A 16,825-nucleotide genomic window follows, 5' to 3' on the forward strand; every position below is an offset into this window, starting at 1 on the left:
TTAAAACCGCTGTCAACCACCATTTCAACCGCTTGCGATCATTCGATCGTAGCCCTTTCAACGCCACCTTAACTATTTAACTCATTGAATATCAAGGAGTTTTTCGTTCCGATGTCGCTGGAAGTGGGGCGCATTATAAGGGGATTCGAAACCGCGTCAACCCTTAATTTCAAGAAACCTTAATATTGCGGAAAAACAAAGCGGGGAGGCCTGCCGGCCTCCCCGCTTCAATTACCTGCCTTAAAGGCTAGGGAATGCGAATTGCGATGCCTCATGGCTGGCACGCTGCGGCCAACGCTGGGTAATTGCCTTGCGACGGGTATAGAAGCGAACACCGTCCGGGCCATAGGCATGCAGGTCACCGAACAGCGAACGCTTCCAGCCACCAAAGCTGTGGTAAGCCACCGGCACCGGCAGCGGTACGTTTACCCCCACCATGCCCACTTCAATCTCGTCGCAGAACAGGCGCGCCGCTTCACCGTCACGGGTAAAGATGCAGGTACCGTTGCCATACTCGTGATCGTTGATCAGCTGCATGGCCTGCTCCAGGCTGTTCACGCGCACCACGCACAGCACCGGGCCGAAGATCTCTTCTTTATAGATGCGCATCTCTGGGGTCACCTTGTCGAACAGGGTGCCGCCCACGAAGTAACCATCTTCATTACCGGTCACACGGAAGCCGCGCCCGTCCACCACCAGCTTGGCGCCGGCAGCAACACCGTCATCGATGTAACCCACCACCTTGTCACGTGCAGCCGCAGTCACCAGAGGGCCCATGTCCAGACCGCACGAGGTGCCTGCACCAATCTTCAGCGCTTTGATCTGTGGTTCCAGCTTGGCAATCAGCGCATCAGCCACTTGGTCGCCCACGCACACAGCCACCGAAATGGCCATGCAACGCTCGCCGCACGAACCGTAAGCCGCGCCCATCAGTGCGCTGACGGCGTTATCCAGGTCGGCATCCGGCATCAGCACCGCGTGGTTCTTGGCACCACCCAGGGCCTGTACACGCTTGCCGCGCTTGGTACCTTCTGCATAGATGTATTCGGCGATCGGGGTCGAACCCACAAAGCTCAGTGCTTTCACTTCTGGCGCTTCGATCAGCGCATCCACTGCTTCCTTGTCACCGTGCACCACGTTCAGGATGCCCTTTGGCAGGCCGGCTTCCAGCAGCAGTTGGGCAATGAACAGCGTGGAGCTCGGGTCACGCTCGGAAGGTTTGAGGATGAAGGCGTTACCGCAGGCGATGGCCAGCGGGTACATCCACAGCGGCACCATGGCCGGGAAGTTGAACGGGGTAATGCCCGCAACCACGCCCAGTGGCTGGAAGTCGGACCAGGCGTCGATGTTCGGGCCGACGTTGCGGCTGTACTCGCCTTTCAGCACTTCTGGCGCCGCGCAGGCGAACTCGACGTTCTCGATGCCGCGCTTCAGCTCACCGGCTGCGTCTTCCAGGGTCTTGCCGTGCTCTTCGCTGATCATCTGCGAGATTTTGGCTTCGTTCTGCTCCAGCAGTTGCTTGAAGCGGAACATCACCTGGGCGCGTTTGGCCGGCGGGGTGTTGCGCCAGGTCGGGAAGGCTGCCTTGGCGGAGTCGATCGCTTCCTGCACGGTCGCGCGGCTGGCCAGCTCGACCTTGCGTACAGCCTGGCCGGTGGACGGGTTGAAGACATCGGCGGTGCGCTCACCCTTGGTAACCAGCTCGCCGTGGATCAGGTGCTGAACAATGCTCATGCAAAACTCCAGATAAAGAAGGTAGAAGCAGGCGCGTGATGCGTTCACGCGCCGGGCATCAAAATCGGATAGATCAGTCGATCAGGTTCAGGGTTTCGCCGACTGCGTCGAACAGGCGGTCCAGTTCCTGCGGCGTGGTGTTGAAGGTTGGGCCGAACTGCAGGGTGTCGCCACCGAAGCGCACGTAGAAGCCCGCCTTCCACAGTTTCATCGCCGCTTCGTACGGGCGGACGATGGCATCACCGTCGCGAGCGGCGATCTGGATGGCACCGGCCAGGCCGTAGTTACGGATATCGACGATGTTCTTGGTGCCCTTCACGCCGTGCAGCAGCTTCTCGAAGTGCGGCGACAGCTCGGCGGCGGACTGCACCAGGCTTTCCTTCTGCAGCAGGTCCAGCGCAGCGATACCGGCGGCACAGGCTACCGGGTGGGCCGAATAGGTGTAGCCGTGCGGGAATTCCACGGCGTACTCCGGGGTCGGCTGGTTCATGAACGTCTGGTAGATCTCGCTGCTGGCAATCACCGCACCCATCGGGATGGCGCCGTTGGTGACCTGCTTGGCGATGCACATCAGGTCCGGGGTCACGCCGAAGGCTTCAGCGCCGGTCATCGCCCCCATGCGGCCGAAGCCGGTGATCACTTCGTCGAAGATCAGCAGGATGTTGTGCTGGGTGCAGATTTCACGCAGGCGCTTCAGGTAACCCTTCGGCGGCGGCAGTACGCCGGCCGAACCGGCCAGCGGCTCGACGATCACCGCGGCGATGTTGGAAGCATCGTGCAGCTCGATCAGCTTGAGCATTTCGTCAGCCAGGGCAATACCGCCCTCTTCCGGCATGCCCTTGGAGAAGGCGTTCACTGGCAGCACGGTGTGAGGCAGGTGGTCGACATCCAGCAGCTGACCGAACAGCTTGCGGTTGCCGTTGACGCCACCCAGGCTGGTACCGGCAATGTTCACGCCGTGGTAGCCACGGGCACGGCCGATGATCTTGGTCTTGGTGGCCTGGCCTTTCAGGCGCCAGTAGGCACGCACCATTTTCAGCGCGGTGTCGGCGCACTCGGAACCGGAGTTGGTATAGAAGACGTGATTCAGGTCTCCCGGGGTCAGCGCGGTGATCTTCTCGGCCAGCTGGAACGACAGCGGGTGGCCGAACTGGAAGGCCGGTGAGTAATCGAGGGTGCCGATCTGGCGGGCCACTGCCTCGGTGATTTCCTTGCGGGTGTGCCCGGCACCGCAAGTCCACAGGCCAGACAAGGCATCGAAAATCTTGCGCCCTTGGTCATCGACCAGGTAGTTGCCTTCGGCCGCCACGATCAGCCGTGGGTCGCGCTGGAAGTTACGGTTGGCGGTGTAGGGCATCCAGTGGGCATCCAGCTTGAGCTGGCTGGCGATACCGGCGGGAGCGGTTTCGGGCATGTTCATCGGCGGTTCCTCGGAAGACGATTAGGCAACGATGGATGTTGTTGCAGCTAAGTTGGCACGCGGATAAAGTCTGAAAAAGCCTACATTTCTAATCTTCAGACAGGCCAAGACTAAACTAATGAGCCGACGCCCCGATCCACTCGCCCAGGTCAGCGACTTCGACATCCGCTTGCTGAAGATCTACCGCAGCGTAGTCGAGTGCGGCGGCTTCTCGGCCGCCGAGAACGTGCTGGGCATTGGCCGCTCGGCCATCAGCCAGCAGATGAACGACCTGGAGCAACGCCTTGGCCTGCGCCTGTGCCAACGTGGCCGCGCCGGTTTTTCGCTGACCGAGGAAGGCCGTGAGGTCTACCATTCGGCCCTGCAACTGCTCAGCGCACTGGAGAGCTTTCGCACCGAGGTCAATGGCCTGCACCAGCATTTGCGTGGCGAGCTGAACATTGGCCTGACCGACAACCTGGTCACCCTGCCGCACATGCGCATCACCCACGCCCTGGCCGAACTCAAGGACCGAGGCCCCGATGTGCGCATCCAGATCCGCATGATTGCCCCCAGCCAGGTTGAACACGGTGTGCTCGACGGCAGCCTGCATGTGGGCGTAGTCCCCCAGACCAGCCCGCTGTCGGGCCTTGAGTACCAGCCGTTGTACAGCGAACGTTCGCTGCTTTACTGCGCCGTTGGCCACCCGCTGTTCTATGCCGATGACCAGCAGATCGACGACGCACGCCTGAACAGCCAGGAAGCCATTACCCCGACGTTCCGTCTGCCGGCCGACATCCAGGCGCACTACCAGGCGCTGAACTGCACGGCCAGTGCTTCGGACCGCGAAGGGATGGCGTTCCTTATCCTCACCGGGCGCTACATCGGCTACCTGCCCGATCATTACGCCACCTTCTGGGTGCAGCAGGGCCGCTTGCGTGCCCTCAAGCCTCAACAGCGCTTCTATGACCTGAGCCTGAGCTGGGTAACGCGTAAGGGCCGGCGGCCGAACCTGGTGCTGGAAAGCTTTCTCGACAGCCTGGCTGCGACACGTTGATGCCAGTCTCTGCCGCAAACGCTTGTCACTTCGGCACAGGCAGGTAATCTTGTCCGACAGCCGCAGCCCCTGACCCGTACGGAATCGTCCATGACCCTAGAAGTCCCTGCGCATCGCCTCTCTGCCTCGGGCAAGCCCGCGGGCCGCATCCGCCAGAAGAACGAACAGGCCATTATCCAGGCCGCCGAAGACGAGTTCGCCCGCCATGGTTTCAAGGGCACCAGCATGAACACCATCGCCCTCAAGGCGGGCTTGCCCAAGGCCAACCTGCATTACTACTTCACCAACAAGCTGGGCCTGTACATTGCCGTGCTCAGCAACATCATCGAGTTGTGGGACAGCACCTTCAACGCCTTGAGCGTCGATGACGACCCCGGCGAGGCCTTGAGCCAGTACATCCGTACCAAGATGGAGTTTTCCAGGCGCAACCCGCAAGCTTCGCGGATTTTCGCCATGGAAGTGATCAGCGGCGGCACCTGCCTGACCGAGTATTTCAGTGCCGACTACCGTGAGTGGTTCCGCGGCCGAGCCGCCGTGTTCCAGGCCTGGATCGCAGCCGGCAAGATGGACCCGGTCGACCCGGTGCACTTGATCTTCCTGCTGTGGGGCAGCACCCAGCATTATGCCGACTTCGCCACCCAGATCTGCCAGGTGACCGGCCGCAGCCGCCTGACAAAGCAGGACATGGAAGACGCGAGCAACAACCTTATCCACATCATTCTGAAGGGCTGCGGCATCAAGCCGGCTGCCTGAACGTCATTATGCCTTCTACCCTGCTCGACCTCTGCGAGTACCGCGAGGAAATCCGCAAAAGCCGCTTCATCACCCTGGCCGGGCCGATCAGCAGTGCTGCGGACGCGATGAGTTTCATCGAACGCCACAGCGACCTGGCCGCCACCCACAACTGCTGGGCCTGGAAGCTTGGTGCCCAGTACCGCAGCAGCGATGACGGTGAACCCGGCGGCACTGCCGGGCGGCCGATTTTGGCAGCCATCGAAGCACAAGACTGCGACCAGGTCGTGGTACTGGTGATCCGCTGGTATGGCGGCATACAACTGGGTACCGGCGGCCTGGCCAGGGCCTATGGCGGCGGCGCCAACAAATGCCTGCAACAGGCGCCCAAACGGCTGCTGGTGCAGCGCAGCGAATTCACTTGCAGCTGCAGTTTCAGCGAACTGGCGCTGGTGAAACTGCGTCTGGCAGAGGTTGATGGCCTCGTCCTGGATGAGCAATTCACCGCCAACGGCGTGGACCTGCTAATTGCGCTGGGTGACGCCCACCTGCCCCCCCTGCAGCAGCAACTGGCCGACTTGAGCCGCGGTCGCATCTTGCTCGAAGCCCGCTGAACATTGCCCACAGCAACTGTGGGCCGGCCTGTGGATAAGCTTGGGGCATTCGCTTGCAGCCCAATACATTCAGGGCCTGCATAGCTTTGATCATATTTTGATCACTGCTTGATGACAGCCGCAAATGGCTGAAAGCGTGAAAGTTATCCCCAGTACAGGGCTCGACGAGCCTACCCACCTCCAGAGCTTGCACACAATAACTGTGGACCAGCCTGTGGATAACCCGTGCGCCAACAGGCGAAGCGCCCGGCTACAAGCACTCTGGCAACCTTGATCAATTTTTAGCCGTTTATCCGGTGAGCGCACACGCCTTCCGTAACGTATGCTCAATTCCTTTTTCCTACACCGATAAAGGAATGTTCCTATGGCTAATTCAAGAACTGCCCTCATCATCGGCGCCTCGCGCGGGCTTGGCCTGGGCCTGGTGCAACGCCTGCACGAAGATGGCTGGAACATCACTGCTACTGTCCGCAACCCACAGCAGCCCGGCGCCCTGGCGGACGTGCCCGGCGTGCACATCGAGCAGCTGGAGATGAACGACACCGCCCAGCTCGACGGCCTGAAGCAACGCCTGCAGGGCCAGGTGTTCGACCTGGTATTCGTCAACGCCGGTGTCATGGGCCCCCTGCCACAAGACCTGGAGACCGTACAAAACAAAGACGTCGGCGACCTGTTCATGACCAACGCCGTCGCACCGATCCGCGTGGCCCGGCGCCTCGTCGGCCAGGTACGCGAGGGCAGCGGCGTACTGGCCTTCATGAGCTCGATCCTGGGGAGCGTGACCATCCCCGACGGCGGTGAAATTTGCCTGTACAAGGCCAGCAAGGCGGCGTTGAACTCGATGATCAACAGCTTTGTCGTCGAGCAGCAGCGCCCCGACCTGTGCGTGCTGGCCATGCACCCAGGCTGGGTAAAAACCGACATGGGTGGCGAAAACGCCGAGATCGACGTACTCACCAGCACCCGCGGCATGCTCGACCAGATCAAGGCGCAAAGCGGCAAGGGTGGCCTGCGTTTCATCAACTACAAGGGCGAACCCTTGGTCTGGTGATTCACCGGGTCGCAGCCTGGCCGGGCGCAATGCCCGGCCAGCCCCTGTAGAATGGCGGCAACCGTACCTGATTGAGACCCCCCTATATGTATGACTGGTTGAACGCCCTGCCCAAGGCCGAGCTGCACTTGCACCTGGAAGGCTCGCTGGAGCCCGAGCTGCTGTTCGCCCTGGCCGAGCGCAACAAGATCGCCTTGCCCTGGGCCGATGTAGAGACCTTGCGGGGCGCCTACGCCTTCAACAACCTGCAGGAGTTCCTCGACCTGTATTACCAGGGCGCCGATGTGCTGCGTACCGAGCAGGACTTCTACGACCTGACCTGGGCCTACCTGCAACGCTGCAAGGCGCAGAACGTGATACACACCGAACCGTTCTTCGACCCGCAAACCCACACCGACCGTGGCATCCCCTTTGAAGTGGTGCTAAACGGTATCAACCAGGCACTGAAGGACGGCCGTCAGCAACTGGGCATCAGCAGTGGCCTGATCCTCAGCTTCCTGCGCCACCTGAGCGAAGATGAAGCGCAAAAAACCCTCGACCAGGCCCTGCCGTTCCGCGATGCATTCATCGCCGTTGGCCTGGACAGCTCGGAAATGGGCCACCCGCCGAGCAAGTTCCAGCGTGTGTTCGACCGCGCCCGCAGCGAAGGCTTCGTTGCCGTCGCCCATGCCGGCGAAGAAGGCCCGCCCGAGTACATCTGGGAAGCGCTGGACCTGCTGCAAATCAAGCGTATCGACCATGGCGTGCGCGCCATCGAGGACGAGCGCCTGATGCAGCGCATCATCGATGAGCAGATCCCGCTCACGGTGTGCCCGCTGTCCAACACCAAACTGTGCGTGTTCGACCACATGAGCCAGCACAACATCCTCGACATGCTCGAGCGTGGCGTGAAAGTGACGGTCAACTCGGACGACCCGGCCTACTTCGGCGGCTACGTCACGGAAAACTTCCACGCCCTGCACACCCACCTGGGCATGACCGAAGACCAGGCCCGTCGCCTGGCACAGAACAGCCTGGATGCCCGGCTGGTCTGATTGAACGACGACGTTGCGTTCAACCGACCTGCAATGTCTCCACGCGGGCGATGCGATTGATCTGCTGGATACCCAGCGCAGAGATATGCAACGCCCGCGTGTCTTCGGCCTCACGCATCCAGCCAGATTGCAGGAATAGCCTGAACAAAGCCTGGCCCAGCACGCCGCCCAGATGCGGGGCCTGGTCATTCCACTCGGTGCAGCGGCAAATCACGCAACCGCGTTGCTCGTGGGGTGCCAGGGCATCGATGTACACCCCGACCGAGGCCAACTGCGCCCTCCCCTCGTCACTGACCATCAACTGCCTTCCGCTGCCTTCCAGCCAGCCGGCCACCACCAGGCGGTGATACAGCTCACTGGCTAACTCCCCGCCCAGGTGATCGCCACAACGGCGTGCCCGGCGCATCGACATGGGCAGCGGTGATACCGGTGCCTTGGCCTGCTCTCCCCTGGTGCTTTCCAGCTGTACGCTGGCCAAGGCCTCGACCGCCGCCCCGACCTGTGGGGTTGCCAGGCGGAAGTAGCGTTTTCGCCCCCTGGCTTCATGCCGGAGCAAACCGGCCGATGACAGCAACGAAAGGTGCGCGCAAGCCGACGAGGACGTCAGGCCGGTCATTATCGCAAGTTCATTGGCTAGCCGTGGCGTACCGTCGATCAATGCCCACAACATGGCACTGCGTTTGGGGTCGGCCATCAAGCTGGCGATCTGGCTGATGCTGCTGGCTGCGTTCATGTCCCTGTAACTCCCTGCAAGTTCACTGAGTGGATGCGATGGCCAACCCTGGCAGGGAAGCACCTCTCGCTGGCACTGGCCTGGCTCGCCAGTATAAGCCGCAGAAAATCGCAGTCAGACGGCCTTGCGCAGACACATCGGCGACGAAAAACCACTGGGTATGCCTACCCATGGCAACCAGTGAACCGGCGCCAGAAAGCGACCCGCAAGCCGGTCAGCCAAAGCGCCGATACCCACAGACAGAGGCCCCGAAATATCTAGATAGAAAAAGACTTGCAGCAATTTCAGATACGGCCCACAGCGACCTTCCACAAATAGCGCGCGAGCTAGCGAAGGTTTCGCAGGTTTGCAGGCATTGCGCCCTTCGACCGTCAGTCAGAACACTGACGCAACGCATGGCAGGCAGGAGGGCCAGCGCTACACTTGAGCGGCTCTTCCCATTCTGGAGGTATGCCGCGATGAAAATTATCGTCAGTGCATCGAGCCGAAACCCCGCCTGTCCTTGGCAGGTCCAGCTCGATCAACACGTGGTCAGTTTCCGCAGCGAGGCCGAGGCGCGAGCCTTCGTCGCCACGCTGGAAACCCGCCTTCATGCACCTCACCCGCTCATGCGGGAGCCTTGGCCTGCAAGCGCCGGGTCAGCAGCGCGACACTGACCGCCAATGCCCCGCACAAGCTGATCACCAGCGCCATAGGTACCGCGCTGCCATCGTGCAGTAGCCCGACCAGCGCAGCGGCACCCGCAGCAACGCTGAACTGCACGCACCCCATCAATGCCGAAGCACTGCCGGCACGCGCGCCCTGCCCGCTCATGGCACACGCCGATGCATTGGGGATGATGCAGCCCAGGCTGGCAATGCAGATGAACAACGGCACCAGCAGCGGCCACAGCTGCGCGGGTCGCAAAGCCGCCACGCCCAACAGCACCAGGCCCGCGACCAGGTACAGCCACACGGCGCGCGCCAGCAGGAAAGCAGGCCCGCGCTTGGCCAGCAATCGGGCATTCACCTGCGCCACGAGTATGAAGCCGGCAGCATTGGTGCCGAATAGCCAGCCGTAATGTTCGGCCGGTACGCCATAGAGCTTGATGAACACGAATGGCGAACCGGCGATGTAGGCAAACATGCCGGCAATGGCGATACCACCCGTCAAGGCATGGCCAAGGAACACCCGGTCAGCGAGCAGGCGCAAATACTGGCGCAATGCGCCAGACAGCGGCTGTCGCGGAATATGCGCAGGCAGGCTTTCCGGCAGGCCCAGGCTGACCGCCAGCAGGCAACCGGCGCTGAACAGGCTCAACGCCAGGAAGATCGACTGCCAGCCCGCCAGGTTCACCAACACCCCGCCCAGCATCGGTGCCAGGATTGGCGCCAGGCCCATGACCAGCATCAGTTGCGAGAACACCTTGGCCGAGGCCACCGGGTCGCACTTGTCGCTGACGATGGCCCGCGACAGCACCATGCCTGCGCAACCGCCCAGCGCCTGGACAAAGCGCGCTACCACCAGGGTGTCGAGGTTGGGGGCATAGGCACAGGCCAGTGACGCCAGGGTGAACAGGGTCACGCCGAACATCAGCGGTTTGCGACGGCCAAAGCGGTCGGCAACCGGCCCGTAAGCCAGCTGGCCGATGGACAGGCCAAGGAAGTAAGCGGCCAAGGTGGCCTGGACGTGTTTTTCGTCGGTGGCGAACGCCTGCGCCATGGCCGGGAAGGCGGGCAGGTAAAAGTCGATCGCCAAGGGCCCGAACGCACTGAGTGCGCCCAGGATGAGCACCATTCGCAGGTTCATCAGGAATCCATAGCAGGCTAAGCAAGTGGATGATTCTACCTGCTGTGGACCCTATGAATGTGAAAACATTTGCAACAAACCCACGGGCTTCGCGGGCACGCCCGCTTCCACAGGTTGGTAATCAGGCGAGTTCAGCCTGATACCCTTCATCCCTGATCGCAGTAAGAATCTGTTCCGGCGCCAGCTCACTCTGCACCCGCACCTGTCTGGCCGCCAGGTCGATCTCGATTTTGGCCGCTGCATCCTGCTCCTGCACTGCCCGGGTCACCGCTTTCACACAATGGCCACAGGTCATGCCTTGTACATTGAACACTTGCATGGGGGTCTCTCCTTCAGGTTTTCAACGAGTCTCAAGCTTGCCATCGGGGCAAGGTCAACAGCCGGGGTGGAAATCTACGCCCGTGTCGGCCAAGCTGCGCCTTTGACGATCAGGCAAGCAGGAGATTATTCATGTTCAGGGCAGCATTGGGCGTCGTCGGGCTATTGAGCGCGCTGGCTGCGGTGCCACCGGCCACCGCCGAGGGCAACTCGGACTACAGCGTACTGATCATCTCCCGGGAACGCCTGGAAGTGGCCACCGGTTGCGAAATTGGCGTTTACCTCAACGACCAGCTCTCCGGGCGCGTGTTCCAGGAACAATCCACCTCGTTCAACCTTCCACCCGGTCCGGTAGACGTACGCCTGCGCCTGCTGCCAGGGCAGGTGCAAGGCTGCGCGCCGGGCATCGAGGACCAGCGCAGTACACGCTTGAACTTGCAGGCGGGCCAGATCAACAAATACCGCATCGCCATGGGGCAATATGGCCTGGAGTTGAAGCGAGCCGGCCTGGGCTATTGACCTTACCTGCATGGCAAGGTTGATGCTGGAGGCCTGTCCAAGGAGGAGAGCCATGCCCGCATCCACCACTTACGACCTGCCGATCTCCGGCATGACCTGCGCCAGCTGTGCCGGCAGGGTCGAGCGCGCCCTGCGCAAGGTCACCGGCGCTGAACAGGTCAGCGTCAACCTCGCCACCGAACAGGCTCGGGTCCAGGCCCCGGCCAACAGCCTGCCCGCCCTGGTCGACGCCGTGCGCGAAGCCGGCTACGGCGTGCCCACCCGCACTGTCGAACTGCAGATTGGCGGCATGACCTGCGCCAGTTGCGCCGGCCGCGTTGAGCGTGCCCTTGGCAAGCTGCCTGGGGTCGAGCACGTCAGCGTCAACCTGGCCAGCGAACGCGCGCACCTCGAAGTGCTCGCAGCCCTCGATGACAACCTGCTGATCGACGCCGTGCACAAGGCCGGCTACAGCGCCAGCCTGCCGCAATCGGCCAAGGACGACCAAAGCGCTGCCCAGCGCCGCCTGCGCAATGAGCGTCTGGCGGTCGGCGCAGCCTTGCTGTTGGCCCTGCCGCTGGTACTGCCAATGCTGGTGCAGCCCTTCGGCCTGCACTGGATGCTGCCAGCATGGGCACAGTTCCTGCTGGCCACGCCGGTGCAATTCATTCTCGGCGCACGCTTCTACGTAGCCGCCTGGAAGGCCGTACGCGCCGGTGCCGGCAACATGGACCTGCTGGTGGCCCTGGGCACCAGCGCCGGCTATGGCCTGAGCCTTTACCAGTGGGCACATGCCCCCGCCGGCATGGCCCCGCACTTGTACTTCGAAGCCTCGGCCGTGGTCATTGCCCTGGTATTGCTGGGCAAGTACCTGGAAAGCCGTGCCAAGCGCCAGACCGCCAGCGCCATCCGCGCCCTTGAGGCACTGCGTCCGGAACGTGCCGTGCGTGTCGTCGAGGGCCAGGAAGAAGACGTGCCCATTGCCCAGCTGCGCCTGGGCGACCTGGTACTGGTCAAGCCCGGCGAGCGCTTCCCGGTCGATGGTGTAGTCGAGGACGGCAGCAGCCATGCCGACGAAGCCCTGATCAGCGGCGAAAGCCTGCCAGTACCCAAGCAGCCGGGCGACAGCGTCACGGGCGGTGCCATCAATGGCGAAGGCCGGTTGCTGGTGCGCACCCAGGCGCTGGGGACCGAAACCGTGCTGGCACGTATCATCCGCCTGGTCGAAGACGCCCAGGCCGCCAAGGCGCCGATCCAGAAGCTGGTCGATCGGGTCAGCCAGGTGTTCGTCCCCGCCGTGCTGGTGCTGGCCCTGATCACCCTGGTCGGCTGGTGGCTGGCCGGCGCACCGCTGGAAACCGCGCTGATCAACGCCGTCGCCGTGCTGGTCATCGCCTGCCCCTGCGCCCTCGGCCTGGCCACCCCTGCGGCAATCATGGCCGGCACCGGGGTCGCTGCCCGCCACGGTATCCTGATCAAGGACGCCGAAGCCTTGGAGCGTGCCCATGCGGTCAACCGCGTGGTCTTCGACAAAACCGGCACCCTCACCTCCGGCAGCCCTCGGGTGGTCCACAGCCAGGCGCAGGCTGGCAGCAGTGCCGACCTCCACCGCCTGGCCGGCGCCCTGCAACGTGGCAGCGAACACCCACTGGCCAAAGCAGTGCTGGATGCCTGTGCCGAACAGGGGCTGGACGTGCCGGTGGTTACCGACAGTCAGTCGCTGACCGGGCGCGGTATCGCAGGAAGTGTGGAAGGCCGTGAGCTGGCCCTGGGTAACCGCCGCCTGCTGGACGAAAGCGGGCTGCAGCCCGGCGACCTGGCTGCGAAGGCCCAGGCCTGGGAAGCCGAGGGGCGCACCTTGTCGTGGCTGATCGAACGTGGCGCGCAACCCCGCGTGCTGGGCCTGTTCGCCTTTGGTGACAGCCTCAAGCCCGGCGCCGCGCAGGCCATCGACACCCTGCATGCCCAACACATCAGCAGCCACCTGCTGACCGGCGACAACCGCGGCAGCGCCAAAGTGGTTGCAGACGCCCTGGGCATCGACGATGTGCATGCCGAAGTATTGCCAGCCGACAAGGCTGCGACCGTGGCCGCGCTCAAGCAGGACGGGGTGGTCGCCATGGTGGGCGATGGCATCAACGATGCCCCGGCACTGGCCGCCGCCGACATCGGCATTGCCATGGGTGGCGGTACCGACGTGGCCATGCAGGCCGCGGGCATCACCCTGATGCGCGGTGACCCTCGCCTGGTGCCTGCGGCCCTGGAGATCAGCCGCAAGACCTATGCGAAGATTCGCCAGAACCTGTTCTGGGCATTCATCTACAACCTGATCGGCATCCCGCTGGCCGCGCTGGGTTATCTCAACCCGGTACTGGCCGGCGCCGCCATGGCCCTGTCCAGCGTGAGCGTGGTCAGCAACGCGCTGTGGCTCAAGGCGTGGAAACCCACCAGCACCACCCAGGAGGCGCCATGAATATCGGCCAAGCCGCCCGCCGCAGCGGGCTTAGCACCAAGATGATCCGTTATTACGAATCCATCGGCCTGCTCAAACCGGCCACACGCAGCGACAGCGGCTACCGCCTGTACCAGGCGGAAGACTTGCACAGCCTGGCCTTCATCAAGCGCTCCCGCGACCTGGGGTTTTCCCTGGAAGAGGTCGGCAAGCTGCTGACCTTGTGGCAGGACCGCCAACGTGCCAGCGCCGATGTGAAAGCGCTGGCCATGCAGCACATCGACGAGCTGAACCGGCGCATCGAGGAGCTGGTGAGCCTGCGCGACACCCTTGGCGAGCTGGTTTCGCACTGCCAAGGGGACGACCGCCCGGACTGCCCGATCCTCAAAGACCTGGCCAACGGCGCCGCCGGCAACTGCTGCCACTGAACGGTCACACGCGTTTGGTATGCCAAAAGCGTCCAAACGCGACCGAATAGTCACCAACTACGACTTTATCCAATAAATACGGGCGTTATCGCTACATAAAACCCGGATGCTGCCGATGCACTGGCTACCTGCCTCGTGTGTCGACAATAAAAATTCCGGGAGCGTCGATGAGCATCAAACAGAAACTGACCTGGGCATTCGCGGTCATCGCCGGCTTGCCCATCGTCCTCGTGGCCACCTTGGTGGTCCTCAACCTGCGTGGCGAAGCCCGCGACGGATTCCTCGACAGCAGCAGCCGGGAAATCCGTCAGGTCAGCAACGCGATGAACATCTTCTTCCAGGGCATCAACCAGAACGTCGAGTACATGGCTTCGCAGCCAATGGTCGCCGCCACGGGCAGCGAGCTGAACAAGTACATGAGTGCCTCGCCGTCCTACGAACTGGGCGAGCAGGCCAGCAAGCTCCTTGACTTCATGACCCGCCTGGCCAACTCACACCCTGCGTATGCCTACTTGTCCTACGGGGTGAACGACGGTGGCTACACAGGCTGGCCGGCAGGGCAGAAGTTCGTCAATTACGACCCACGCACTCGCCCCTGGTACCAACTGGCCATGGCCAACCCGGGGAAAACCGTTCGTACCGGCGCCTACTACTGGGCTGCAGACGATGCGGTATTGGTCAGCACCGTGCGCGCCGTGGCCAACCAGCTGGGCAACCCCGGTGGCGTGGTCAACATCGACGTGTCGCTCAAGGGCCTGACCGAGATCATCAAGCAGATCAAGCTGGGCGAAAGCGGCTACCTGATGCTGGTGGAAAGCAACGGTAACGTAATGGTCGACCCACGCGACGCCGGGCACAACTTCAAGCAACTGGCGAGCGTTGGCGGTGGTTATGCCGAGTTGGCCAAGGCGGGCAAAGGCCTGGTCGAAGTCGAGCTCAATGGCGTGCACTACATGGCCAACGTCTACCCCGACGAGCAACTAGGCTGGACCTTCATCGGCCTGATCGAACACAGCGAAGTGATGCAGACCACCACCCGGCTAACCTGGCTGATCGGGGTCATCGCCGTGGTGCTGGCGGCATTGTTCGCCGTGGTGGGTGCAGCGTTCGCCAAGCTGATCGTGCGCCCGATCAACAGCGTTACCAACGGCCTGGAAGACATTGCCCAAGGTGAAGGTGACCTGACCCGTAACCTGGAAATCCGCGGCCGCGACGAAACCGCGCAACTGGCCAGCTGGTTCAACCAGTTCCTGAGTGCCATCCGCAGCCTGATCCAGCACATTGGCGCTGCCGCCGGCAAAATCCTCAGCACCTCCAGCAGCTCGACCCGCGTCTCCAGCGACATGGCCGAGGCCGCAGGCCGCCAGCGCGAAGCCGTGGACATGGTTTCCACTGCGTTCCACGAAATGGTCGCCACCGCCAACGAAGTGGCGCGCTCCTGCAGCCAGGCAGCGCAGTCGGCCGACAGCGGTCAGCAGCAGGCCCGCGAAGGCCAGCAGCAGATCGATGCGGCGGTACACAGCGTTGACCGCCTGAGCCAGGAAATCGAGCAGTCGGCGCAGTCGATCCAGCAGCTGGAGCGGGACAGCAATGCCATCCAGTCGATCCTCGGCACCATCCGCTCGATCGCCGAGCAGACCAACCTGCTGGCCCTCAACGCTGCCATCGAAGCCGCCCGCGCGGGTGAGCAAGGCCGTGGCTTTGCCGTGGTGGCCGATGAAGTACGGGCCCTGGCCAAACGCACTGCCGACTCCACTGCCGAAATCGATGGCCTGCTGGGCAACCTGGCCAACCGCACTGCCGAAGTGGCCGCGCAGATGCATGCCAGCCTGGAGGTATCGCAGCAATCGGTGAGCCGCATTGGCCTGGCACGCGACAGCTTCGGGCAAATCCGGGAATCGGTGGATGTGATCCGCGACATGAATACGCAGATCGCCACAGCCGCCGAGGAACAGCATCAGGTGGCCGAGGACATCAACCGTCACATCAGCCAGATTCACGGTGATGCCCAGCTGGTGGCCGAACTGGCCCAGGCGGCGCGGGTGGACTCGGAGAGCCTGGCAGGGCTGTCCAATGAGCTGGATGCGCTGGTGCGCAGGTTCCGCACCTGATGCGTTACCTGTACCGGCCTCTTCGCGACTAACGCCGCGAAGAGGCCGGTACAGGCAACCGAGGACTAAAGCTTCAACTCCCCAGGCGTCGCCCCGAACAACTGCTTGAACGCCGCAATGTAAGCCGAAGTCGAGTCATACCCACATCCCAGCGCCGCCTCGGTCACATTCTCCCCCGCCTCCAGCAACGCCAGCGACGACAACAGCCGCATGCGCTGCCGCCAGTTTCGAAAGCTCAACCCTGTCTCCCGCTGGAACAGCCGCATCAGCGTCTTCTCCGAGCAACCCAGCTCCCGCGCCCATTGCTGCAATGTCTGCGGCTGGTCCGGTGCAGCAATCAAACCGTTGCACAGCGCCAGCAACCCAGGGTGCCGTGGCAACGGCAGCGAAAACCCGACCTCGGGCAACGTGCGCAACTGGTCGAGCAGCACCGCCACCAAGCGTGCTTCGGCGCTGTCATCTTCGGGGTAATCCGCCGGGAACAGGCAAAACTGCTTGATCAGCTCGCGTGCCAGCGGGGTTACTTCCAGCACCCGGCATTGCTCTGGCGCCCACGGGCAGGCATCACGCCGTACATACAGGCTGCGCATTTCGGCCTGCATCGAGGTCACCACTTCGTGCTCGGCATCAGCAGGAATCCACACCCCCCACTGGGGCGGCGCGAAGTAACTGCCGTCGCGGGTGTACACACCAAGTACGCCGCTGATGGCGTAGGAAAACTGCACCCAGTCGTGCTGGTGGCGGGTGGTCCAGGAGCCGGCGCCGAGGCTTTCGGCACGGGCGTAAAGAGGCCTGGGCAGGTGGTCCAGCGCCGGGATGGCGCGGGGATGTCCGATGATCGGCATGGCGGCTTCTTGTAGTTCTGATGGGACAAGC

The 16,825-nt window shown here is 62.8% G+C and carries 16 protein-coding genes and 1 pseudogene; 11 read left to right on the forward strand and 6 right to left on the reverse strand.

The features are described 5' to 3' along the window. Nucleotides 1–240: 240 nt before the first annotated feature. Complete coding sequence (locus B9A31_RS24870) at nucleotides 241–1,734, reverse strand: CoA-acylating methylmalonate-semialdehyde dehydrogenase (protein ID WP_084297490.1); 1,494 nt, start codon at nucleotides 1,732–1,734, stop codon at nucleotides 241–243. A gap of 73 nt (nucleotides 1,735–1,807) precedes the next feature. Further along, nucleotides 1,808–3,154, reverse strand: a complete 1,347-nt coding sequence (locus B9A31_RS24875; protein WP_016715427.1) for an omega-aminotransferase AptA — start codon at nucleotides 3,152–3,154, stop codon at nucleotides 1,808–1,810. A 118-nt stretch (nucleotides 3,155–3,272) separates the two neighbouring features. On the opposite strand from B9A31_RS24875, the gene B9A31_RS24880 reads away from it, so the two are divergent. From B9A31_RS24880 to B9A31_RS24900, 5 genes are all read left to right on the forward strand, one after another. Further along, a complete protein-coding gene (locus B9A31_RS24880) occupies nucleotides 3,273–4,190 on the forward strand; it encodes a LysR family transcriptional regulator (RefSeq protein WP_027609861.1) in 918 nt (305 codons plus the stop codon). A gap of 90 nt (nucleotides 4,191–4,280) precedes the next feature. Further along, nucleotides 4,281–4,943, forward strand: a complete 663-nt coding sequence (locus B9A31_RS24885; protein WP_019099774.1) for a TetR/AcrR family transcriptional regulator — start codon at nucleotides 4,281–4,283, stop codon at nucleotides 4,941–4,943. Between the two features lie 8 nt (nucleotides 4,944–4,951). Next, nucleotides 4,952–5,536, forward strand: a complete 585-nt coding sequence (locus tag B9A31_RS24890; protein ID WP_019099773.1) for an IMPACT family protein — start codon at nucleotides 4,952–4,954, stop codon at nucleotides 5,534–5,536. Between the two features lie 364 nt (nucleotides 5,537–5,900). Further along, nucleotides 5,901–6,587, forward strand: coding sequence for an SDR family oxidoreductase (locus B9A31_RS24895; RefSeq protein WP_019099772.1), 687 nt, complete (start codon nucleotides 5,901–5,903; stop codon nucleotides 6,585–6,587). A gap of 86 nt (nucleotides 6,588–6,673) precedes the next feature. After that, complete coding sequence (locus tag B9A31_RS24900; RefSeq protein ID WP_016715423.1) at nucleotides 6,674–7,621, forward strand: adenosine deaminase; 948 nt, start codon at nucleotides 6,674–6,676, stop codon at nucleotides 7,619–7,621. Between the two features lie 19 nt (nucleotides 7,622–7,640). Here B9A31_RS24900 and B9A31_RS24905 read toward each other — a convergent pair whose 3' ends face one another. Next, complete coding sequence (locus tag B9A31_RS24905) at nucleotides 7,641–8,354, reverse strand: ArsR/SmtB family transcription factor (RefSeq protein ID WP_016715422.1); 714 nt, start codon at nucleotides 8,352–8,354, stop codon at nucleotides 7,641–7,643. Between the two features lie 458 nt (nucleotides 8,355–8,812). Between B9A31_RS24905 and B9A31_RS27605 the strand changes: the two genes are divergently transcribed. Beyond that, nucleotides 8,813–9,010 carry a hypothetical protein gene (locus B9A31_RS27605; protein ID WP_080587396.1) on the forward strand — a complete coding sequence of 66 codons (198 nt, stop codon included), beginning with the start codon at nucleotides 8,813–8,815 and terminating at the stop codon, nucleotides 9,008–9,010. Here B9A31_RS27605 and B9A31_RS24915 read toward each other — a convergent pair. Both B9A31_RS24915 and B9A31_RS24920 read right to left on the reverse strand, forming a co-directional pair. Continuing rightward, nucleotides 8,961–10,142, reverse strand: coding sequence for a multidrug effflux MFS transporter (locus B9A31_RS24915; protein WP_016715421.1), 1,182 nt, complete (start codon nucleotides 10,140–10,142; stop codon nucleotides 8,961–8,963). The genes B9A31_RS27605 and B9A31_RS24915 overlap by 50 nt on opposite strands. Nucleotides 10,143–10,263: 121 nt before the next feature. Beyond that, nucleotides 10,264–10,461 (reverse strand): heavy-metal-associated domain-containing protein, encoded by a 198-nt coding sequence (locus tag B9A31_RS24920; protein ID WP_019099770.1) that lies wholly within the window; start codon nucleotides 10,459–10,461, stop codon nucleotides 10,264–10,266. Between the two features lie 131 nt (nucleotides 10,462–10,592). Between B9A31_RS24920 and B9A31_RS24925 the strand changes: the two genes are divergently transcribed. The 5 genes and pseudogenes from B9A31_RS24925 (at nucleotide 10,593) to B9A31_RS27885 (ending at nucleotide 15,949) form a co-directional block, all read left to right on the forward strand. Next, entirely contained in the window at nucleotides 10,593–10,979 is a 387-nt protein-coding gene (locus B9A31_RS24925; protein ID WP_084297491.1) for a hypothetical protein, read from the forward strand. Nucleotides 10,980–11,031: 52 nt separating this feature from the next. Then, on the forward strand, nucleotides 11,032–13,431 hold the full coding sequence (locus B9A31_RS24930; RefSeq protein ID WP_019099769.1) for a heavy metal translocating P-type ATPase: 2,400 nt from the start codon (nucleotides 11,032–11,034) through the stop codon (nucleotides 13,429–13,431). Then, nucleotides 13,428–13,838 carry a Cu(I)-responsive transcriptional regulator gene (gene cueR / locus B9A31_RS24935; RefSeq protein WP_019099768.1) on the forward strand — a complete coding sequence of 137 codons (411 nt, stop codon included), beginning with the start codon at nucleotides 13,428–13,430 and terminating at the stop codon, nucleotides 13,836–13,838. The genes B9A31_RS24930 and cueR overlap by 4 nt, the downstream gene beginning before the upstream one ends. A gap of 365 nt (nucleotides 13,839–14,203) precedes the next feature. Next, nucleotides 14,204–15,091, forward strand: a pseudogene (locus tag B9A31_RS27880) (cache domain-containing protein); the annotation flags it as partial. A gap of 129 nt (nucleotides 15,092–15,220) precedes the next feature. Continuing rightward, nucleotides 15,221–15,949, forward strand: a complete 729-nt coding sequence (locus B9A31_RS27885) for a methyl-accepting chemotaxis protein (protein WP_371257973.1) — start codon at nucleotides 15,221–15,223, stop codon at nucleotides 15,947–15,949. Nucleotides 15,950–16,014: 65 nt separating this feature from the next. Here the strand turns inward: B9A31_RS27885 and B9A31_RS24945 are convergent, their stop codons facing one another. Then, the gene (locus B9A31_RS24945) at nucleotides 16,015–16,794 is read right to left on the reverse strand and encodes an AraC family transcriptional regulator (RefSeq protein WP_019099766.1); all 780 of its coding nucleotides are present in this window, start codon (nucleotides 16,792–16,794) and stop codon (nucleotides 16,015–16,017) included. Nucleotides 16,795–16,825: the final 31 nt, after the last annotated feature.

Source organism: Pseudomonas sp. URIL14HWK12:I5, from assembly GCF_900176445.1.
In the GTDB taxonomy this organism is placed as follows: Bacteria; Pseudomonadota; Gammaproteobacteria; order Pseudomonadales; family Pseudomonadaceae; genus Aquipseudomonas; species Aquipseudomonas monteilii.